Origin of the sequence: Stappia sp. P2PMeth1, from assembly GCF_900185735.1 — a bacterium.
Taxonomy (GTDB): Bacteria; Pseudomonadota; Alphaproteobacteria; order Rhizobiales; family Stappiaceae; genus Stappia.
In genome coordinates this window covers 1-19495 of the sequence record NZ_FYAW01000027.1, presented here as the reverse complement: position 1 = coordinate 19495, position 19495 = coordinate 1, and the positions used below count along the sequence as shown (strand labels likewise).

Below are 19495 nucleotides of genomic sequence, written 5' to 3'. Positions count from 1 at the left end.
CTTTCCCTGCGCCGGCCGCGGCGCGACCCGACCCGACCCGGACCCGACCATGACCAGCCTTCGCCCCTGCGGCATCGACTTCGGCACGTCCAACTCCACCGCCTCGCAGCTCCTGGGCGACGGCACGGCGCGGCTGCTGCCGCTGGAGGGCGACAGCGTGGTGCTGCCGAGCACGATCTTCTTCTCCTTCGAGGACACGCATGTGCGCTTCGGCCGCGATGCGGTCGCCGCCTATGTGGAGGGCATCGAGGGGCGGTTGATGCGGGCGCTGAAGAGCGTGCTCGGCTCCAGCACCATGAGCGAGAAGACGACGATCCGGGCGCAGCGCTGGACCTTCGGCGAGATCATCGGCCTTTATCTGTCGCAGGTGAAGCACCGGGCCGAGCAGGCGGCGGGCCATGCCTTCGACGCGGTGGTGCTGGGCCGCCCGGTGCGCTTCGTCGACGACAATGACGCGGCCGACCGCCGCGCGGAAGGCGAGCTGGAGGCCATCGCCCGCAAGGCCGGTTTTGCCTCCGTCGCCTTCCAGTTCGAGCCGATCGCCGCCGCGCTCGATTATGAGCGCGCGGTGACGCGCGAGGAACTGGCGGTGATCGTCGACCTTGGCGGCGGCACCTCGGATTTCGCGGTGGTGCGGGTGTCGCCGGAGCGGCGGGGCAAGGTCGACCGGCGCGAGGACATTCTCGCCAGCACCGGCATTCATATCGGCGGCACGGATTTCGACCGGCTCTTGAGCCTTGCCCGGGTGATGCCGGAGCTCGGCTATGGCACGCGCTCGCGCGATCCGCGCCGCGACCTGCCGAACTGGGCCTATTTCGAGCTCGCCACCTGGCACCGGATCAACTTTCTCTACGCGCCGCAGATCGACACGCGGCTGCGCGAGCTGCGCCAGGACGCGGCGCGGCCGGAGCTTGTCGAGCGGTTGATCCAGGTGATTGCGCAGCGGCAGGGCCATGCGCTGGCCGGTGCGGTGGAGGCGGCGAAGATCGCCCTGTCGCATGAGGAGGTTCACCGCCTTGGGTTTCCCTTGCGCGGCGGCGCGCTCGACATCGCGATCACCCGTCAGGACCTCATCGCGGCGATCGAACAGGCGGTGGCGGGCATCGAGGGGGCGCTGGCGGCGTGCCTGGCGCAGGCGGGCGTTGCGGCCGGCGACATCTCGTCGGTGTTCCTGACCGGCGGCTCGGCGTCGGTGCCTTTCGTGCGGCAGCAACTGACCGGCTTGCTGCCCGGCGCCAGCGTGGTACAGGGCGACGTCTTCGGCAGCGTCGGCACGGGCCTTGCCCTCGACGCTGCCCGCAAATACGGATCGCGGTGAGCTGCGGGGAAGCGGCTACGATCCGTTGCCGGCGGCAAGGCCGCGGTCGAAACCGGCCGGCTGGTTGCGCACCAGGATGACGAGGGCGGCGGAGGCCTCGGCCGCGCCCTTCTCGGCAAGGCCGCCATGGGCCCGGCAGGTGTCGGCGTCGCTGAGGCCGTTGCCGGCGGGGGCGAAGACGGTGAGGTTGACGCAGGCGATCCGGCGCAGCCCGGCGTCGGACTCCTGCGCCACGGTCGCGAGGCCGAGGCCCAGGCTGAGGGCAATACCGGCAACGGCAAACTTCGCTATCCGCATCTGTCGTTCCTTTCGGTGACGGGAACCCCTGTTCACCCGAGAACTACCGCTTCGTCCGTGAGCGCAGTCTGAAATGCGCATTCATCTGACGTTCATCGTGAGTGATTCGGCAAATTTTGCCTAGTCAGCAAATTTTGCAAAAATAAAGGGCGGATCGACTTGGATCCGCCCCTTATTAACTCTTTATTAACCTGTTTGATCAGCTCGGCTGCCGGACAGGGATGCCCTTTTCCGTGAAGTGCGCCTGAAGTTCCTGGTTCTGGAACATCTCGCGCACGATGTCACAGCCGCCGACGAACTCGCCCTTGACATAGAGCTGGGGAATGGTCGGCCAGCTCGAGAACTCCTTGATGCCCTGGCGCAACTCGTCGTCCTCGAGCACGTTGATGCCCTTGTAGGGCACGCCGACATAGTCGAGGATCTGCACCACCTGGCCGGAGAACCCACACTGCGGGAAGGCCGGGGTGCCCTTCATGAACACGACGACGTCGTTGCTGTCGACCTCGTTCTTGATCCACTGCTGAATGCTCATCTCATTGTCCTTTCGTTCTGCCGGGTCAAGATCCGGCGACCGTGGGATGTCCGCTGTGCGGCGTTCATTCCGGAGCGCTGGTCTGCAGGGCGAGTGCGTGCAGCTCGCCCCCCATGCTCCCCTTCAAGGCCTGATAGACCATCTGGTGCTGCTGCACCCGGCTCTTGCCGCGAAAGCTCTCGGCCACCACCTCGGCGGCGTAGTGGTCGCCGTCGCCGGCGAGATCGCGGATCGTCACTCTCGCGTCCGGAATCCCTTCCTTGATCAGCCGTTCGATGTCGCGGGCGTCCATGGGCATGGGATCAGTCCTCGATTACTTGCCGTCGATGAAGCGGGGGAACCAGGAGTCGTGCACCGCCTTCAGTTCCTCAACGGATATCGCACGCGCACCGCCAAGCTTCAAGGAGGTGCCGCCTGTCGTCCCGATCCAGGGGGCGAAGATGCCGAGCGACTCCTGCTCGGCGCGCAGGGCCGCCCACTCCGCGCTGTGCGGGTCGAAGGCCAGCGTCACCAGATAGCGCGCCTGGTCCTCGCCGAAGAAGACGGGGATCGGATCGATGTCCGGGAGACCGGCGATGGTCGCGCCGATGCCGGAGGCCATCGCCATTTCGGCCAGGGCGATGGCGAGGCCGCCATCCGAGAGATCGTGGCAGGCGGTGACGATGCCGCGGCCGATGAGGTCGCGCACATGGTCGCCGACGCGCTTCTCGGCCGCCAGGTCGACCGGCGGCGGGGTGCCGTCGGCGCGGCCGTGGACGTCGCGCAGATAGGCCGACTGGCCGAGATGGCTGCCCCAGCCCTGCGGCGCGCCGACCAGGACGATCATCTCGCCCTCGGCGGCGAAGCCGATCCGCGCCATCTTCCCGGCGTCCGCGAGCAGGCCGACGCCGGCGATGGTCGGGGTCGGCGGAATGCCCTTGCCGCTGGTCTCGTTGTAGAGCGAGACATTGCCGGAGACGATCGGGAAGTCGAGCGCCCGGCAGGCCTCGCCGATGCCCTGGATCGCCCGGACCAACTGGCCCATGATCTCGGGGCGCTCAGGATTGCCGAAGTTCAGGTTGTCGGTGGCCGCCAGCGGCAGCGCGCCGGTGGCGGTGATGTTGCGCCAGCATTCGGCGACCGCCTGCTTGCCGCCCTCGAACGGATCGGCCTCGCAGTAGCGCGGCGTGACGTCGGAGGAGAAGGCGAGCGCCTTGGCGGCATGGCCCTCGATGCGCACCACGCCGGCATCGCCGCCCGGCCGCTGCAGCGAGTTGCCCTGGATCAGCGTGTCATACTGTTCCCAGACCCAGCGGCGCGAGGACAGGTCGGGCGAGCCGAGCAGCGTCAGCACCGCGTCGGCGATATCGGCCTGCGGCACGTCGTCGGCGGCGAGGGCCGCCGGCCGGGCCGGCTCCACCCAGGGGCGGTCGTATTCCGGCGCCTCGTCGCCGAGTTCCTTGATCGGCAGGTTGGCGACTTCCTCGCCCTGGTGGAGGATGCGGAAGCGCAGGTCGTCCGTCGTCCGGCCGACCACGGCGAAGTCGAGGCCCCATTTGCGGAAGATCGCCTTGGCCTCCTCCTCCTTCTCGGGCTTCAGCACCATGAGCATGCGCTCCTGGCTCTCCGACAGCATCATCTCATAGGCGGTCATGCGCTCCTCGCGCACCGGCACCTTGTCGAGGTCGAGCTCGATGCCGAGGTCGCCCTTGGCGCCCATCTCGACGGCCGAGCAGGTGAGGCCGGCCGCGCCCATGTCCTGGATGGCGATGACCGCGCCCGAGGCCATCAGTTCCAGGCAGGCCTCCAGCAGACACTTTTCGGTGAACGGGTCGCCGACCTGGACGGTCGGGCGCTTTTCCTCGATCTGCTCGTCGAATTCGGCCGAGGCCATGGTGGCGCCGCCGACGCCGTCGCGGCCGGTCTTGGCGCCGAGATAGACGACCGGCAGGCCGACGCCCTCCGCCTTGGAATAGAAGATGGCATCGGTGCGGGCGAGGCCGGCGGCGAAGGCGTTGACCAGGATGTTGCCGTTGTAGCGCGCGTCGAAATTGACCTCGCCGCCGACCGTCGGCACGCCGAAGGAATTGCCGTAGCCGCCGACGCCGGCGACGACGCCGCAGACCAGATGGCGGGTGCGCGGGTGGTCCGGCGCGCCGAAGCGCAGCGCGTTCATCGCCGCGATCGGCCGGGCGCCCATGGTGAAGACGTCGCGCAGGATGCCGCCGACGCCGGTCGCCGCGCCCTGATAGGGCTCGATATAGGACGGGTGATTGTGGCTCTCCATCTTGAAGACCACCGCCTCGCCGTCGCCGATATCGACGACGCCGGCATTCTCGCCCGGTCCCTGGATGACGCGCGGCCCGCTGGTCGGCAGGGTCTTCAGCCACTTCTTCGACGACTTGTAGGAACAGTGCTCGTTCCACATGGCCGAGAAGATGCCGAGTTCGGTGAAGGTCGGCTCCCGCCCGATCAGCGCCAGGATGCGGTCATACTCGTCCGGCTTGAGGCCGTGCGCCTCGACCAGCTCCGGAGTGATGGCGATGTCGTTGGGGATCATGGGGGCCTGCAACCTTGAAAGCGGAAGATGCCGCCCCTTTAGCAAACCGCAAGGGCAAAGGGAATTGTAGACATGCCGCTTTCGGCTCGCCATCTATCGATAGGTGCCCGCCGCGCCGTTCCTTGCGAAACGAAAGACCGGATTCCCGCATGCGCCGTCTCCTGCTGATCCTCAATGGCAAGTCCGCGCAGCGCGAGGATGTGCGCGGCGCCGTCGAGCGGGTGCGCGGCGAAGGCTGCGAGGTCCGCGTGCGGGTGACCTATGACGGGGACGACGCGGCGCAGTTCGCGCGCGAGGCGGTGCGCCTTGCCGGCGACGCGCGGCCGCAGGTGATCGTCGCCGGCGGCGGCGACGGCACGGTGAACCAGGTGGTTGCCGCCGCACTGGAGGCGGAGCCGGCGACCGACTGCGCCTTCGGCGTGCTGCCGCTCGGCACCGCCAACGACTTTGCCACCGGCCTCGGCCTGCCGGTCGACGATGTGGCCGCGGCGCTGGCGCTCTGCGCGGCGGCGGCGCCGCGGCGGATCGATGTCGGGCGGATCAACGGCCGGGTCTTCGTCAATGTGGCGAGCGGCGGCTCCGTCACCCGCATCACCCGCGAGACCGACCCGCGCGCCAAGCGGCTGCTCGGCGGGGCGGCCTATCTCATCGCCGGCGCCAGCCGGATCGGGGAGCTGGCGCCGACGCGCGCCGCCTTCGCGGCCGACGGGTTCTCCTGGGAGGGCGACTTCATCGCCATGGCCATCGGCAATGGCCGGCTGGCCGGCGGCGGCGTGCCGCTCTGCGCCGAGGCGCGTGTCGACGACGGCCGCCTCGACCTGACGCTGTTTCCCCAGCCCGACGCGGACAACCTGATGACGCTGCTCTCCGGCCTGCTGCGCGAGCCGGGAAGCCAGTTCGACGGCTATGCCCGCAAGGCGCGCTTCACCCGGCTGACCATCGAGGCCGAGGAAGACCTCGCGCTCAATCTCGACGGCGAGCCGATGTCGGCACGCCGGCTCGACGTGCAGGTCGATCCGGCAGCGCTGAGCTTCATCACCGGAAAATAAGACTGCGCGCCCCGCAGGAGCGGTTCATCTGCGGTCAGGGGCGGATGGGCTTTTCCAGCGCATAGACCGCGTCGGTCGCCTCTTCCAGCCGGGCGGCGATGGCGGCCTGGGCGTCGAGCAGGCCGCGATTGTAGAAGGCGTTGCCGATCTCGGCGGCGAGGAAGTCGAGAAACGCCTCGGTCTCCAGCATGCCGGCTTCGGCGCCCAGTTCATCGCGCAGATAGGCGCGCAGGCGGCGGGCGAGCTCGGCCTTTTCTTCGCCTGAGAAGGGAGATCCGGAGGCGGAGCGGCTCATCGGTTGTCTCCCGTGTCTCGCGGCCGGCTCAGGCGGCGGCGAAGGCCGCGCAGATGCTCTCGAAGAAGGCGCGCCCGTCGGTGCTGGTCTGCTGGTCGTCGACGTAGTTTTCCGGGTGCGGCATCATGCCGAGCACATTGCCGGCCTCGTTGGTGATGCCGGCGATGTCGTTGAGCGAGCCGTTCGGGTTGGTGCCCTTGGCATAGCGGAAGGCGACGCGGTCCTCGCCCTCCAGCCGCGCCAGCGTCTCGCCATCGGCGAAATAGTTGCCGTCGTGATGGGCGACGGGGCAGCGCCAGACCTCGCCCTTGCGCATGCCGGCGGTGAAGCGGTTGGCGGTGGAGGCGGTCTCCAGCAGCACCTCGCGGCAGACGAAGGTGAGGCCGGCATTGCGCATCAATGCGCCCGGCAGCAGACCGGCCTCGGTCAGCATCTGGAAGCCGTTGCACACGCCGAGCACCAGGCCGCCGCGGGCGGCGAAGGCGCGGATCGCCTCCATCACCGGGGCGCGGGCGGCGATGGCGCCGGAGCGCAGGTAGTCGCCATAGGAAAAGCCGCCCGGCAGCACGACGAGGTCCACGTCCGGCAGGCTGGTTTCTGCATGCCACACGGCCTGCGGCTTGCGGCCGCAGGTCAGCTCCAGCGCATGCATGATGTCGCGCTCGCGATTCGAGCCGGGGAAGGTGACGACGGCGGACTTCATGGCGGGAGGACTCCCTTTCGGTTCACGCGAGGATCGGTTCAGACCAGGAACAGCGCGGCGGCGAGCGCCAGCGCGGCCGGCAGCAACATGAAGATCGCCGCCTTGATCAGCAGGAAACGCAGGGCCCTGGCGCTGTCCTCGTCCATTTCGGTCCCGGCTCCGCGAGGATCCTTACAGGATCTCGATGTCGTAGTTCTCGATCACCGTGTTGGCGAGCAGCTTCTCGCACATGGCGGCAAGGTCGGCGCGCGCGGCCTGCGCATCGCGGCCGCTGAGCTCCAGGTCGAAGACCTTGCCCTGGCGCACGCTGTCGACGCCGGCGAAGCCGAGCGCGGCAAGGCCGCCCTCGATGGCCTTGCCCTGCGGGTCGAGGACGCCGGTTTTCAGGGTAACGGTCACGCGTGCTTTCATCGGGGGACGTCTCCGCAGGTCGGCGCCGGCGCGTTGGCGTCCGCCGGCAGGGCATTTGCGCCGCTTCTAGCGCGCTGGCCGCGCGGAAGGAAGGGGCTTCTGTGCGTTTTGCGTCGGCCGGATGCGTTTCGCATCGGTGCCGGGGCGATCTCTAATCGGGTGTCGCCGCTCTCCCGCCTTGCCTATCAACCGTTCCGTTGACAACGCAAGGAGGGCTTCATGCCGATACTGGAAGACAAGGTCGCAATCATCACCGGGGCGAGCTCCGGGCTGGGAGCGGCGACGGCGCGGCTCTTCGCCGCGCAAGGCTGCGCGGTCGTGCTGGGCGCGCGGCGCTCCAGCGAGTTGGAAGCGGTCGCCGGGGAGATCGGGCGGGCGGGCGGCCGGGCGGCCGTGCTTGCCGGCGACGTGCAGGAGGAGGCCTATGCGAAGGCGCTGGTCGATCTCGCCAAGGACCGCTTCGGCGGGCTCGACATCGGCTTCAACAATGCCGGCATGATCGGGCCGATGGCGCCGGCATCGTCCCTGTCGCTCATTGACTGGAACACGGTGCTCGCCACCAACCTGACCAGCGGGTTCCTCGGGGCGAAATACCAGATCCCGGCGATGGAGGAGCGTGGTGGCGGTTCGCTGATCTTCACCTCGACCATCGTCGGGCACTCGGTCGGCCTGCCGGGCATGGCGGCCTATGGCGCCAGCAAGGCCGGGCTCGTCGGGCTGACGCAGGTGCTGGCGGCCGAGCATGGCGCGAAGGGGATCCGGGTCAACGCCATCCTGCCGGGCGGCATCGACACGCCGATGGGACGCGAGGCGGCTTCGACGCCGGAGGCGCTCGCCTTCGTCGAGGGGCTGCATGCGCTCAAGCGCATCTCCGCGCCGGAGGAGGTGGCCCGCTCGGTGCTGTACCTCGCCTCGCCGGCCTCCAGCTTCACCACCGGAACGGCGATGCTGGTCGACGGCGGCGTCTCGATCAACCGCACCTGATCTTCGGCGCGAGGCGTCCCCGAAAAACCGAAAGCCCCGGCCGTTTCCGGTCGGGGCTTTCCGTGTTCCGCCGAGCGCGACGCCCGGCGATCTTGCTTGACCGGCTTACTTCACGAGCACCGGACCGGTGCCGTTCGGCCGGTCGTTGTCGTTGAGGATGCCGAGGCGCCGGGCCACTTCCTGATAGGCTTCCAGCATGCCGCCGAGGTCGCGGCGGAAGCGGTCCTTGTCCATCTTCTCGTTGGACTGGATGTCCCACAGGCGGCAGCTATCCGGCGAGATCTCGTCGGCGACGACGATGCGCATCATGTCGCCTTCCCACAGCCGGCCGCATTCGATCTTGAAATCGACGAGACGGATGCCGACGCCGAGGAACAGGCCGGTCAGGAAGTCGTTGACGCGGATCGCCAGCGCCATGATGTCGTCCATCTCCTGGGGCGAGCACCAGCCGAAGGCGGTGATATGCTCCTCGGAGACCATCGGGTCCTCGAGCGCATCGTTCTTGTAGTAGAACTCGATGATCGAGCGCGGCAGTTGCGTGCCTTCCTCGATGCCGAGGCGCTTGGACAGCGAGCCGGCGGCGACGTTGCGCACCACCACTTCGAGCGGGATGATCTCGACCTCGCGGATGAGCTGCTCGCGCATGTTCATCCGGCGAATGAAATGGGTCGGGATGCCGATCGCGTTGAGATGGTTGAAGATGAACTCGGAGATCCGGTTGTTCAGGACACCCTTGCCATCGACAATCTCATGCTTCTTGGCGTTGAAGGCAGTTGCATCATCCTTGAAGTGCTGGATGAGCGTACCAGGTTCCGGGCCCTCATAGAGGATCTTGCCCTTGCCCTCGTAAATGCGCCGGCGGCGGTTCATAGGCACGTACCGTGTTTGAGAAAGAAAATCCATATTGGCGGAGATGCTCCGGTTGACTGCGGTCCCTTGCCCTGTCGGACAGTGTCTCGTTCGGCGGAGGCCGGACCCGGGACGGTCATCGGAAGGGCGCGAGAACGGCAGTTGCGCTTTCGGCCCCCCGCTCGATGGCGCGGAACCTACACGATCGCCCTGGAAAGTACAATGAAGCCGCTCAAGAGATTTTCACCTGGCCGCCTGTGCGTTCGCGCGGGGGCCGGGATGCGTGTGTCGGGAGTGCGGGACAGGGAGGCCGGGGCGACCGATACGCGTTGATTTGGTGTGTCGCGAAGGATATGCAAGGGCGCAGCGGATCCCCATATGATGGCGGTACCGCAACCGAATTCAGCGCCCGCGGGCGCCACCGCTAGAAGGCAGGAGACTGACGCATGAGCACTTTCGACCGTCGCCAGGAGGCCTTTGAGTCCAAGTTTGCCCACGACGAGGAACTGCGCTTCAAGGCGGTGGCCCGTCGCAACAAGCTGCTCGGCCTGTGGGCGGCCGAGAAGATCGGGCTCGATGCCGACAAGGCCCAGGACTATGCCAAGGAAGTGGTCCGGGCCGATTTCGAGGAGCCGGGCGACGAGGACGTGTTCCGGAAGATCCGCCGCGATTTCGACGAGGCGGGTGTCGAGCAGTCCGACCACCAGATCCGCCGCACCATGGACGAGCTGCTGCACCAGGCGGCCGAGCAGATCAAGAACGAAGGGTGACAGGGGAGGGGGCAGCGCCGGGCGCTGCCCCTTTTCGCTTCCGCCCCTTTTCGCTTCTTCCCCTTTTCGCTTCATCGCGTCGATCCGCAGGCCCGCGCCCTGCCGGCCTTCCCACCCCGCCAGTTCGGAACTTCCCGCCATGTCCGCTTCCAAGCCCTCGCTTGCCGCCCGCCTTCGCGCCGACGAGACCGTCATCACCGCCTGGTCGACGCTGGCTGTGCCGGTGCTGGCGGAATTGCTGGGCCGCGCGGGTTACGGCGCGGTGACGCTCGACATGCAGCACGGCGCCCATGACCTTGCCTCGGTGCGCGAGGGCATCGCCGCCGCGCGCCTTGGCGGCGCCCATGCGGTGGTGCGCCCGCCGGTCGACGATTTCGCCACGGTCAGCCGCGCCTTCGACCTTGGCGCCGAGGCGGTGATCATGCCGATGGTCAACACGATCGAGGATGCGCTGGCGCTGGTCGGGGCGAGCAAGTTTCCCCCCGCCGGCGTGCGCAGTTGGGGGCCGCATCGCGCGGCGATGCTGCAGGGCCTGACGCCGGCCGAGTATCTTGCCTCCGCCAATACGGAGACGGTCGCCTTCGCGATGATCGAGACGCCGGCGGCGCTCGAGGCCTTGGACGAGATGCTGGCGGTGGACGGGCTCGACGGCGTGTTCATCGGCCCGGCGGACCTGTCGCTGACCCTGTCGGAGGGGCGCGAGCTTGCCCCCAGCAGCGCCAAGGTGCAGACGATCGCCGCCGAGGTGGCCAGGCGCGCCCGGGCGGCCGGCAAGGTCGCCGGCATCTTCTGCAACAACGCGGCGGATGCAAGGTCGGCGCGCGAGATGGGCTTCCGCTTCATCTCCCACGGCATCGAGATGTCGATGCTGCTGGAGGTGGCCGGCGCCAGGCTCGCCGAGCTGGACTGACGTTCCCCGTCTGCCTTCCGTCTTTCGCAGGCAACGCATATTGGCCGTCCGGTCTCCGACCGGGCGGTTTCTGCGTAGTAGTCCCGAGAGGGAAACCCCCATGAGGTCGGGTGCCGCATACCTTTTGCGGCTGTTGGGACTACCATGGCTGACGTTGGGGCGTTGGTCGGTTTCCCCCCGCAAGACCGCCCGCACTGCCCCACAATGAGGGAGTGCCTTTCATGTGGAAGCTTGCCGCCATTCTGTTCATCGTCATCGGGCCGACCCTGGCCGGGACCTTCGCCCTGGTGCCGATGACCTTCTACGGCATCAATGCCTTCGCGCCCTGGCTGCTCGCGGTCTTCGCCGGTGTCGGCGCGCTGGTCGCCGTGCCGATCTCGCTGCTGGTCGCCCGGCGCATCGACACGGTGATGGGGCCGGGACCGCGCAAGACCGCCTGAGGCGGGGGGCGCGCCGGGAGCCGCAAGGGGATCTGGGGGCCTGCCTCTTACAGGTCCTTCATCAGATAGGCGAAGGACATCAGTCCTTCGGGCCAGGGACCGTGGCCGCTCTCCAGGTTGATGTGGCCGGCATCGCCCGCATCCTGGAAATGCGCGCCCCAGTCCCTTGCCATCTGCTCGGCCACCTCATAGGCGCAATAGGGGTCGGTGCGGCTCGCCACCACCCTGGTGCGGAAGGGCAGGGGACCCTTCGGCACAGCACGGAATTGCGCGGCGTCGAAGGCGGGCTTCGGCTCCTTGCGGTTGAGATCGGTCGGGGCGACCAGGAAGGCGGCCCTGATCTTGTCCGTGTCGAGCCCGTGGCCATGGGCGGCGTGCACCACGGTGATCGAGCCGAGCGAATGGCCGACCAGCACCACCGGGCGCTCAGTGGCGGCGACCGCGTCCTTCAGGGTATCCACCCACTCCTTCAGCACGGGCTGGAACCAGTTGCGCTGGGCAATGATGCGCGCCGTCGGCATCTTCTCGCACCAGCGGTGCATCCAGTGGCCGGCCGGCGTGTCGCCATAGCCGGGCAGCAGCAGGATATCGGTCTCGGCGATTTTCATCGAGCGGTGTTCCCTGTCGGTCTCTTGCGATCGAGTGTCAGGACAGCGGGCCGAAGAAGCCCGTGCGAAGCGGCCGGGCCCAGTCCGGGCGGCCGTTGCGCTCGGCCTCGCGGGCGGCGCGCTCCCAGTCATAGGTGATGCTCTTCATCTCGAACCGCCAGTCCCGCCCGATCCTTTCGAGGATCGCATAGCGCGCGTGCGGGCTGCCGGTCTCGACCTTGTGCGGCGCCGGTGTGTCGTCGCTATAGCCCGGCAGCCCGACGCTGCCCGGATTGAGAATGGTCCGGCCGCAATCCGGCAGTCGGATCAGGCGCGGAATATGGGTGTGGCCGCAGCAGATCAGCTCCGCCGCCGTATCGCCGAGACGGTCGGCGATGTCCTGTTCCGCGGCAAGGCGGGTGCTGTCGCCCGCGATTTCTTCCGTCAGGTAGACGTCGTCGCGCAAGGGCGTGCCGTGGCACAGCAGGATCCCGCCGCCTTCCAGCTCCAGCGTTGCCGGCAGCGTCCGCAGCCAGGCAAGGCTTTCGGCGGAGAGGTCGTTGGCGGTGAAGTGATCCGTACGGTTCGCCGCCGGCACGTTGCCGGCCGCGACGACACGGTCGTGGTTGCCGCGCACGGTCCGCCAGCCGAGGCCGCGCAGGAGTGTCGCGGTGCGCTCGGGCCAGAGCGGACCGGACAGGCAATCGCCGAGATTGACGACCTCGTCCGGAGCCTCACGCTCGAGGTCGGGGATCACCGCCTCGAGCGCTTCGGCATTTCCGTGGATGTCGGCCAGCACGGCGATGCGCATTGCCGTCAGGCCTTGCCGAACACCCGGTCGAAGATCGTGCCGACGGCCTTGGTGTGATAGCCGAGGTCGAAGCGCGAGCGGATCTCCTCCTCCGACAGGGCGGCGCGCACGTCGGCGTCGTTCAGCAGCTCCTCCAGGAAGTCGACATCGGCGCTGCCGTCCTTCTGGTAGCTGTCCCAGACCTTCATGGCGTTGCGCTGGACCAGGCGATAGGCGTCCTCGCGCGAGGTGCCGGCCTGGGTCAGCGCCAGCAGGATGCGCTGCGAATGCACCAGGCCGCCGAGGCGGTTCATGTTGGCCAGCATGCGCTCCGGATAGACCAGCAGCTTGTCGATGACATTGGTCAGCCGCGCCAGCGCGAAGTCGAGCGTCACGGTCGCGTCCGGGCCGATCATCCGCTCGACGGAGGAGTGCGAGATATCGCGCTCGTGCCACAGGGCGACGTTCTCCATCGCCGGCATCGCATAGGCGCGGACCATGCGGGCAAGGCCAGTCAGGTTCTCGGTCAGCACCGGGTTGCGCTTGTGCGGCATGGCGCTGGAGCCCTTCTGGCCCGGCGAGAAATATTCCTCCGCCTCCAGCACCTCGGTGCGCTGCAGGTGGCGGATCTCGGTCGCCACGCGCTCGACCGACGAGGCGATGACGCCGAGCGTCGCGAAGAACATCGCGTGCCGGTCGCGCGGGATCACCTGGGTGGAGACCGGCTCGACGGCCAGGCCCATGGCCTTGGCGACATGTTCCTCGATGCGCGGATCGATATTGGCGAAGGTGCCGACGGCGCCGGAAATGGCGCAGGTTGCGACCTCCGCGCGCGCCGCGATCAGGCGGGTGCGGCAGCGGTCGAACTCGGCATAGGCCTCGGCCATCTTCAGGCCGAAGGTCACCGGCTCGGCATGGATGCCGTGCGAGCGGCCGATGCAGACCGTGTCCCTGTGCTCGAAGGCGCGGCGCTTGAGGGCGGCCAGCAGCGCGTCGATATCGGCCAGCAGCAGGTCGGCGGCGCGGGTGAGCTGCACGTTGAAGCAGGTGTCGAGCACGTCGGAGGAGGTCATGCCCTGGTGCACGAAGCGGGCGTCGGGCCCGACGATCTCGGCCAGATGCGTCAGGAAGGCGATGACGTCGTGCTTGGTCTCGCGCTCGATCTCGTCGATGCGGGCGACGTCGAAGGTGGCGGCGCCGCCCTTCTCCCAGATCGTGCGGGCGGCGTCCTGCGGAATCACGCCGATCTCGGCGAGCGCGTCGCAGGCATGCGCCTCGATCTCGAACCAGATGCGGAACTTCGTCTCGGGAGACCAGATGGCGACCATTTCTGGCCGCGAATAGCGCGGGATCATGCGGGCGTCCTCTCGGGCAGCGGGCGGGTGTGCCGGCTGCTTATCAGACCCGGCGCGACGGCTCAATGCGCGCGAAGTACCACGAGAAGGCGAGCAGCGGCAGGAAAGCGAAGGGCAGCAGCGGGCGGGCGCTCAGCACGGCGAAGACATAGCTGGACGAGGCGGCGGTGAAGGCGAACTCCCAGAACATCTGCATGGAGAGGGTGGTGGTGTGCCACTCGGAATAATAGGTGCGCAGTTGCAGGAAGAAGCCCAGGGCGGCGAAGCCGGTGGTGCCGAGCGTCAGCGACAGGATCATCGCGGCGAAGCGCGCCGGCAGCCGCCCCTTGCGGCGGCGGAAGGTCAGGAGGCTCGCGGCGCCCCAGGCGCAGAAGGCGCCGAGAAAGCCGCTCGCGGTCATGACCAGCACCACCGCGGCGGAACGGCCGGTCAGCGCTTCGCCGCGCCACATCAGCAGCGCGGTCTGCAGGAGGCCGATCAGCGCGGCCCAGGCGATGGCGAAGACGAGAGATCGCACCTGGCAGGGTCATCCGTTCTCACGCCGGGCGGCAGTGCCCGGCGCATCGCGCCGACTGTCGGCCGCGCGGCGGCGGGGGTCAAGCCGTGGCGGCTGCGGCGGCCTCGCGGATCGCCTCGATATTGGCGCGGTAACCGGCAACGCCCTCGCCCTTGAACACCGCCGAGCCGGCGACCAGCACGTTGGCGCCGGCCTTCGCGACCAGCGGCGCGGTCTCGGCGGTGACGCCGCCATCGACCTCGATGTCGATCGGCCGGTCGCCGATCATCGCCTTGATGCGGGCGACCTTGTCGACCATCGCCGGGATGAAGGACTGGCCGCCGAAGCCCGGATTGACGCTCATCACCAGCACCAGGTCGAGGCGGTCGAGCACGTATTCGAGGACGCTTTCCGGCGTTGCCGGGTTGAGCGAGACGCCGGCCTTCTTGCCGAGCGCGCGGATCGCCTGCAGCGAGCGGTCGAGATGCGGGCCGGCCTCGGCATGCACGGTGATGATGTCCGAGCCGGCCTTGGCGAAGGCCTCCAGATAGGCGTCGCAGGGGGCGATCATCAGATGCGTGTCGAACACCTTGTCGGTGTGCCGGCGCATCGCCTTGATGACGTCGGGGCCGAAGCTGATATTGGGCACGAAATGCCCGTCCATCACGTCGAGATGGATCCAGTCGGCCCCCGCCTCCACCACGTCGCGCACTTCCCTTCCGAAGGCGGAGAAGTCCGAGGCCAGCATGGACGGGGCGATGACGAGGGGGCGGGGCATGGGCGGCGGCTCCGATGGCTGGGCTTGGGAGGCTGATCGCTTGGGGCTGATCTGGCGCAAGCCGCTATCACAGGCTCCCCGGTGCCACAAGCGCGCAAGCGGCCCGGCCTCGTCTCACAGCCGGCCGGTGATCGCCAGATAGCGGCCGTCGCGCCCCTCGAAGCCGATCTGCTCGACCAGCACCAGCACCGCGAAGGAACTGGCGCGGCCGTCGTCGGGGTGGTGCAGCACCAGCCGGTCGATCCGGTAGCCGAGCGCGCAGCCGCGGCTTTGCGGCAGGCGGGCATCGTCGTTGAGGATGCGCGTCTTGCCCTTGAAGCTCAGCGTCAGGCGGAAGCCCTTGATCTCGCCGAGATCGTCCGGGCAGGAGGCGGGCCGCTCCACCTTGTGCTCGCTCAGCCGCAGTTCGATCGGCGGGCCGAAGTCCGGCGTCTCGACAAGGGTGGTGGCGCTCATCCGGTGCGGATCGATGCCGCGCTGGGTCGGCGGGTTGTGCGCCACCGTGTCGCCGTGGCCGGTGATGGCGGCCGAGACGATCAGGTTCCAGGCCGCATCGCGATTGGCCTCGCGGGTGCGTTGCAGCGCCGCTTCCGCCTGCGGCGAGGTCGTGTAGTCCGGCTCGTCGCGCCGGCGGAACGGGCTGCCGCCGAGCCAGGCGTCGCGGTCGACATCGAACAGGTAGATGTTGGAATAGGGAAAGCCCGAGCCGTCCTGGATGCCGTATTCCTCGAAGGCGAAGCGGCTGCCATTGGCGGAAAAGCCCATCACGTCGACCCGTGCATAATCGACGGCAAAGGCCGGCGTCGTGCCGAGCCCGACGAGCAGCGCGAAGGCGGCACCCACCAGCGGGGCGGCGGCAAGGGTGAAGGCTTTCGGCGTCGGGCAGTCGCGCATGTCCTGTCTCCCGGTGCGGGTTGCGTTGGCCTTGAGAGACTAGCCGCCGGGCGCGGCGCCGCCGTGATCCCGGTCACGTTCCGCCTGATCGGCGGCGATGCGGTTGGCGAGCGGCTTCAGGAGCCAGGGTAGCAGGTAGATCGGCAACTGGCCGAGCCCGAAATACAGCCAGGCGAGATCCGGAAGCGTCCCTCCCAGCGCGGCGACCAAGAGGCCCATGTTGCGGTTGCCGGCCGCATGGGCGACGACGAAGCCCTGGTCGCGGCGCACCTGCGCGAAGACCAGCAGCGTCAGCCCCATCTGCGTCAGCGCCACGGCGAAGGTCAGCGCCGCCATCGCCAGGGTGAACAGGGGCGCCGCCATGAAGCGCTCGGCGACGCCGTCCATCACCGCGACGGCGAAGACGAAGAGGATCAGCACGTTGAGCCCGTCGATATGCTCTCTCGCCCCGACGACGCGCGCCGTGCCGGCGAGGCGGCGAATCAGCATCGCGAGGCCGGCGGAGGCGGCGAGCAGGCCGGTCAGCCGCAGGCCGAGGGAGAGCGTGTCGATCGGCAGGCTCTCGCCGAGCAGCAGGCCGGCGATCGCCGGCGCGGTCAGCGGCGTCAGGAGCATGCCGCCGCCGACCAGCGCCAGCGACAGCGCCCCGTCGAGGCCGATCAGCGCGATGAAGGCCGGTGCCGACATGATCGGCGGGGCGGCGGTGACGATGAAGGCGGCGAGCGCGATGTCCGGATGCAGGGCGGCAAGGCCGCTCGCCTGCAGCAGCGCGCCCACGGCCAGCGGCACGGCAACCAGCATCCACAGCAGCGCCAGGGCCGCCAGTTTCGGCCGGCGGACATGGGCGACGACGGCGACCGGATCGACGCGCAGGAAGGCCAGCACCAGCAGCACGAAGATCGCTTCCTCGACCAGCGGCCGGAACAGCGCGGAGAGCGGCGGCAGCATCAATCCGAGCAGGGCGCTGATCGCGACGGCGCGGGTGCCCTGGCGTCCGAGCCAGGCGAGAAGGGAGAGCGGCAGGGCGAGCGCCGGCATGTCGGAAGGCACTTTCCGGAGAGCCTGCGGGCACCTGGAGCGGTGCCGGGCGGGAGAGATTTCAGGGCCTTGAGTATCGCGGAGAGCGTCTTCCACTTGCAAGGCGATTGTGAACAGTGTCGAAAAGCGTATGCGCAGCTTCGACGCAATCGTCCTTGGCGCCGGCATCACCGGCACGAGTGCCGCCCTGCACCTGCAGGGGCGGGGCCTGCGCGTGGCGCTGGTCGACCGCGACGCGCCGGGCGAGGACGCGACGCGCGGCAATGACGGGCTGATCGGCCGCGACGGCTATTCGGCGCTTTCCGTGCCGCTCGGCCTGCCGGGGATCCTGGCCGGGGCGCTGACCCGGCGCCATGGCCTCGGCATCGATTCGCGCTCGCTGCCCGATCTTGCCCGCTTCTTCGCCGAGGCGCGCCTTGCCGCCCGGCCGTCGAGCGCGGCGCGTGCCGCGCGGGCGCTGGCGCCGTTGCAGGCGGCGGCGGCGGCCGAGCATCTGGCGCTGGCGCGGGCCGCCAGCGCCCTGCGCTTCTTCCGCCGCACCGGCTGGATCAAGCTGCTGCGCTCGCGCCGCGCGCGCGAGCTTGCCGAGGTGGACCGGCATTTCGCCCGCATCCTCGGCGTGCCTTATGTCGATCTCGACGCGGTGGAGATCGTCCGGCTGGAGCCGCATCTGCGCTCGCTGGAGGAAGCGGCGATCTACTGGCCGGAAAGCCAGTCGGTGTCCTCGCCCGGCGGTGTCACCAGAGCCTATGGCCGGCTGTTCCGCGAGCGCGGCGGCGATGTGGAGATCGGCGAGGCCGGCTCGCTGATCGACACGCGGCAGGGCTTTGCCCTGCGCACCGTGCGCGGCGAGGTCGGCGCGCCGATCGTCGTGCTGGCCCTGGGCGCGGGCGTGTCGCCGGTGCTGGCGCGCTTCGGCCTCGGCCTGCCGCTCGCCGCCTGCCGCAGCTATCACCGGCATTTCCGTGCCGTCTCCGGCGTGTCGCTGGCCCGTCCGGTCACCGACCAGGAGGGCGGCTTCACGCTGACGCCGATGGAGCGCGGGCTGCGGCTGGTCGGCGGCACGGAGCTGATGTCGCCGGCGCGGGCGCTGGGCGCGGCACCGCTGCGCGCCAACGCCTTGCAGCGGGCGGGCGCGGCGGCGAAGGCGCTGCTGCCGCTCGGGTCGCTGGTGGAGGAGCGGCCGGCGGCGGGCGTGCGCGTCTTCGTGCCCGATCAACTGCCGATCGTCGGCGAGATGCCGGGCATGCCGGGCCTGTGGCTGTCGGTCGGCCACATGCGCGACGGCTTTTCCCTCGCCCCGGCGATGGCGCGGCTCCTCGCCGATCTCGTCACCGACATGATGCCGCTCGCCGACCCGCAGCCCTATTCGCCCTCGCGGTTTCTCGTCGGCTAGGGCCGCCTCCTCACGGCCTCTCAGCCGCGCGCGGCGAACGCCTCCATCAGGCCCTGATAGTCCTCCGGCGGCGGAAAGCCCGCGTAGCTGCGGGCGACGGGAAGCTCGACCCAGTCGAGCTTTTCCGCCGTCATCGTCTCGATGAAGGGCCGGCTCCAGCGCGGCACGTCGAACATGGTCGGGCGCACGTTGACGAAGGCGTCGAAGCCGCTCACGCGGGTGAACATCCAGGTCATGCAATGCGGGCAGAAATAATGGTCGAGCTGCGGGCCCCGCAGGCCGCCCTTGACCGGCTCGCCGGCCACCACGCGGAAGGCTTCGGCCGGTATCATCGCCGACAGCGAGAAGGCGCTGGAGCTCATCTTCTGGCAGCCGTGGCAGTGGCAGGCCGCCGTCATGATCGGCTCCGCCGCGACCTCGATCGCCGTCGCGCCGCAGCGGCAGGTTCCCGTCAGCGGCTTGGCAGTCTGTCCCATCGTCCTGTCCTCTCGTCGACATCGCCGCACCCGATCGCGGCGTCGCGGGCAACGCCCGCGCGCCGCCACTGTGCCCTGTCGGCGTGCAGGGTCAAGCGGCCGCGACGGCTGCAGGGGCGCGCGGGCATGCCTGCGCGAACCCCACGTTCAGCCTGTCGTCCCGGTCTCAGTGAAGCCGAAGACCGACCCAGGTGCCCCAGGTCGCGCGGCTCCAGCCGAGGCGGGCGCCGGAAGGCCTCAGGCTGCCGCTTTCGCACAACCATGAGACCCAGCGGATACTGGACACCTGCCTTCGCAGGTATGACAGCCGTGGAGTGGAGCGGCGGCCTCCCGCCTCATGCCGGCTAAGGGTGCCAATGGTTCCCGGCTCTGCGCTGGCGCGCGACCGGGATGACCTCCGAGGGTGAGGCACGACCTCGCATCCCCTCCGAGTTCATCCCCGCCGCGTCACCCCACCCTCCGCCGTCATCAACTCTGTTGTTGGATCTGATCTCTGAGCCTTGCATTGAGGATGACGACGATCTTTCTCATGAGAGCGGCGATGGCGACGATTGGCTTCTTTCCGTTCTGGACAAGCCGTTGATAGAA

24 protein-coding genes and 1 pseudogene are annotated in these 19495 nt (G+C 68.9%); 7 read left to right on the top strand and 18 right to left on the bottom strand.

What is annotated here, in order from left to right; all coding sequences use genetic code 11:
• The first annotated feature begins 49 nt into the window (after positions 1–49).
• Positions 50–1318: an Hsp70 family protein gene (locus P2PM1_RS19220; RefSeq protein WP_186400164.1), complete on the top strand. Its 1269-nt coding sequence runs from the start codon at positions 50–52 to the stop codon at positions 1316–1318.
• A 15-nt stretch (positions 1319–1333) separates the two neighbouring features.
• Here the strand turns inward: P2PM1_RS19220 and P2PM1_RS19215 are convergent, their stop codons facing one another.
• The 4 genes from P2PM1_RS19215 to purL form a co-directional block, all read right to left on the bottom strand.
• A complete protein-coding gene (locus P2PM1_RS19215; RefSeq protein ID WP_186400163.1) occupies positions 1334–1615 on the bottom strand; it encodes an antitermination protein in 282 nt (93 codons plus the stop codon).
• Positions 1616–1814: 199 nt separating this feature from the next.
• Positions 1815–2147, bottom strand: coding sequence for a Grx4 family monothiol glutaredoxin (gene grxD / locus P2PM1_RS19210; protein WP_186386328.1), 333 nt, complete (start codon positions 2145–2147; stop codon positions 1815–1817).
• 64 nt (positions 2148–2211) lie between these two features.
• Positions 2212–2445, bottom strand: coding sequence for a BolA family protein (locus tag P2PM1_RS19205; protein WP_186386329.1), 234 nt, complete (start codon positions 2443–2445; stop codon positions 2212–2214).
• Between the two features lie 15 nt (positions 2446–2460).
• On the bottom strand, positions 2461–4686 hold the full coding sequence (purL, locus tag P2PM1_RS19200; RefSeq protein WP_186400162.1) for a phosphoribosylformylglycinamidine synthase subunit PurL: 2226 nt from the start codon (positions 4684–4686) through the stop codon (positions 2461–2463).
• A gap of 149 nt (positions 4687–4835) precedes the next feature.
• Here purL and yegS point away from each other — a divergent pair, with 149 nt between their 5' ends.
• Positions 4836–5735, top strand: a complete 900-nt coding sequence (gene yegS / locus P2PM1_RS19195; protein ID WP_186400161.1) for a lipid kinase YegS — start codon at positions 4836–4838, stop codon at positions 5733–5735.
• Positions 5736–5769: 34 nt separating this feature from the next.
• Here the strand turns inward: yegS and P2PM1_RS19190 are convergent, their stop codons facing one another.
• The 4 genes from P2PM1_RS19190 to purS are packed head-to-tail and all read right to left on the bottom strand — an operon-like array spanning position 5770 to position 7144.
• The gene (locus P2PM1_RS19190) at positions 5770–6030 is read right to left on the bottom strand and encodes a DUF2164 domain-containing protein (protein ID WP_186400160.1); all 261 of its coding nucleotides are present in this window, start codon (positions 6028–6030) and stop codon (positions 5770–5772) included.
• 28 nt (positions 6031–6058) lie between these two features.
• A complete protein-coding gene (gene purQ / locus P2PM1_RS19185; protein WP_186400159.1) occupies positions 6059–6733 on the bottom strand; it encodes a phosphoribosylformylglycinamidine synthase subunit PurQ in 675 nt (224 codons plus the stop codon).
• A gap of 38 nt (positions 6734–6771) precedes the next feature.
• Complete coding sequence (locus P2PM1_RS25540) at positions 6772–6879, bottom strand: phosphoribosylformylglycinamidine synthase-associated small membrane protein (RefSeq protein WP_244301571.1); 108 nt, start codon at positions 6877–6879, stop codon at positions 6772–6774.
• A 25-nt stretch (positions 6880–6904) separates the two neighbouring features.
• The gene (purS, locus tag P2PM1_RS19180) at positions 6905–7144 is read right to left on the bottom strand and encodes a phosphoribosylformylglycinamidine synthase subunit PurS (RefSeq protein ID WP_186386334.1); all 240 of its coding nucleotides are present in this window, start codon (positions 7142–7144) and stop codon (positions 6905–6907) included.
• Between the two features lie 219 nt (positions 7145–7363).
• On the opposite strand from purS, the gene P2PM1_RS19175 reads away from it, so the two are divergent.
• Complete coding sequence (locus P2PM1_RS19175) at positions 7364–8128, top strand: SDR family oxidoreductase (RefSeq protein WP_186400158.1); 765 nt, start codon at positions 7364–7366, stop codon at positions 8126–8128.
• Positions 8129–8233: 105 nt separating this feature from the next.
• Here the strand turns inward: P2PM1_RS19175 and purC are convergent, their stop codons facing one another.
• Positions 8234–9031, bottom strand: a complete 798-nt coding sequence (purC, locus tag P2PM1_RS19170) for a phosphoribosylaminoimidazolesuccinocarboxamide synthase (RefSeq protein ID WP_186386336.1) — start codon at positions 9029–9031, stop codon at positions 8234–8236.
• A 392-nt stretch (positions 9032–9423) separates the two neighbouring features.
• On the opposite strand from purC, the gene P2PM1_RS19165 reads away from it, so the two are divergent.
• The 3 genes from P2PM1_RS19165 to P2PM1_RS19155 all read left to right on the top strand — a co-directional run bounded on the left by P2PM1_RS19165 (position 9424) and on the right by P2PM1_RS19155 (position 11097).
• A complete protein-coding gene (locus P2PM1_RS19165) occupies positions 9424–9747 on the top strand; it encodes a DUF1476 domain-containing protein (protein ID WP_186386337.1) in 324 nt (107 codons plus the stop codon).
• 139 nt (positions 9748–9886) lie between these two features.
• Complete coding sequence (locus tag P2PM1_RS19160; protein WP_186396228.1) at positions 9887–10657, top strand: HpcH/HpaI aldolase/citrate lyase family protein; 771 nt, start codon at positions 9887–9889, stop codon at positions 10655–10657.
• A 221-nt stretch (positions 10658–10878) separates the two neighbouring features.
• Positions 10879–11097, top strand: coding sequence for a hypothetical protein (locus tag P2PM1_RS19155; protein ID WP_186386339.1), 219 nt, complete (start codon positions 10879–10881; stop codon positions 11095–11097).
• A gap of 47 nt (positions 11098–11144) precedes the next feature.
• Here P2PM1_RS19155 and P2PM1_RS19150 read toward each other — a convergent pair whose 3' ends face one another.
• From P2PM1_RS19150 to P2PM1_RS19120, 7 genes are all read right to left on the bottom strand, one after another.
• Positions 11145–11705, bottom strand: coding sequence for an alpha/beta hydrolase (locus P2PM1_RS19150; protein ID WP_186400157.1), 561 nt, complete (start codon positions 11703–11705; stop codon positions 11145–11147).
• A gap of 37 nt (positions 11706–11742) precedes the next feature.
• Positions 11743–12495, bottom strand: coding sequence for a metallophosphoesterase (locus P2PM1_RS19145; protein WP_186386341.1), 753 nt, complete (start codon positions 12493–12495; stop codon positions 11743–11745).
• Between the two features lie 5 nt (positions 12496–12500).
• Complete coding sequence (purB, locus tag P2PM1_RS19140) at positions 12501–13829, bottom strand: adenylosuccinate lyase (RefSeq protein ID WP_186386342.1); 1329 nt, start codon at positions 13827–13829, stop codon at positions 12501–12503.
• A 43-nt stretch (positions 13830–13872) separates the two neighbouring features.
• Positions 13873–14346, bottom strand: a complete 474-nt coding sequence (locus tag P2PM1_RS19135) for a hypothetical protein (RefSeq protein ID WP_186400156.1) — start codon at positions 14344–14346, stop codon at positions 13873–13875.
• A 79-nt stretch (positions 14347–14425) separates the two neighbouring features.
• The gene (gene rpe / locus P2PM1_RS19130) at positions 14426–15103 is read right to left on the bottom strand and encodes a ribulose-phosphate 3-epimerase (protein ID WP_186400155.1); all 678 of its coding nucleotides are present in this window, start codon (positions 15101–15103) and stop codon (positions 14426–14428) included.
• Positions 15104–15217: 114 nt separating this feature from the next.
• Complete coding sequence (locus tag P2PM1_RS19125; RefSeq protein ID WP_186400154.1) at positions 15218–15997, bottom strand: DUF2259 domain-containing protein; 780 nt, start codon at positions 15995–15997, stop codon at positions 15218–15220.
• A 39-nt stretch (positions 15998–16036) separates the two neighbouring features.
• A complete protein-coding gene (locus tag P2PM1_RS19120) occupies positions 16037–17035 on the bottom strand; it encodes a sodium:proton symporter (RefSeq protein WP_186400153.1) in 999 nt (332 codons plus the stop codon).
• A gap of 130 nt (positions 17036–17165) precedes the next feature.
• Between P2PM1_RS19120 and P2PM1_RS19115 the strand changes: the two genes are divergently transcribed.
• Entirely contained in the window at positions 17166–18431 is a 1266-nt protein-coding gene (locus P2PM1_RS19115; RefSeq protein WP_186400152.1) for an FAD-binding oxidoreductase, read from the top strand.
• A gap of 20 nt (positions 18432–18451) precedes the next feature.
• On the opposite strand, the gene P2PM1_RS19110 is transcribed toward P2PM1_RS19115, so the two are convergent.
• Positions 18452–18907: a GFA family protein gene (locus P2PM1_RS19110; RefSeq protein WP_186400151.1), complete on the bottom strand. Its 456-nt coding sequence runs from the start codon at positions 18905–18907 to the stop codon at positions 18452–18454.
• Between the two features lie 468 nt (positions 18908–19375).
• Positions 19376–19495: pseudogene (locus P2PM1_RS25535) on the bottom strand (IS110 family transposase); the annotation flags it as partial.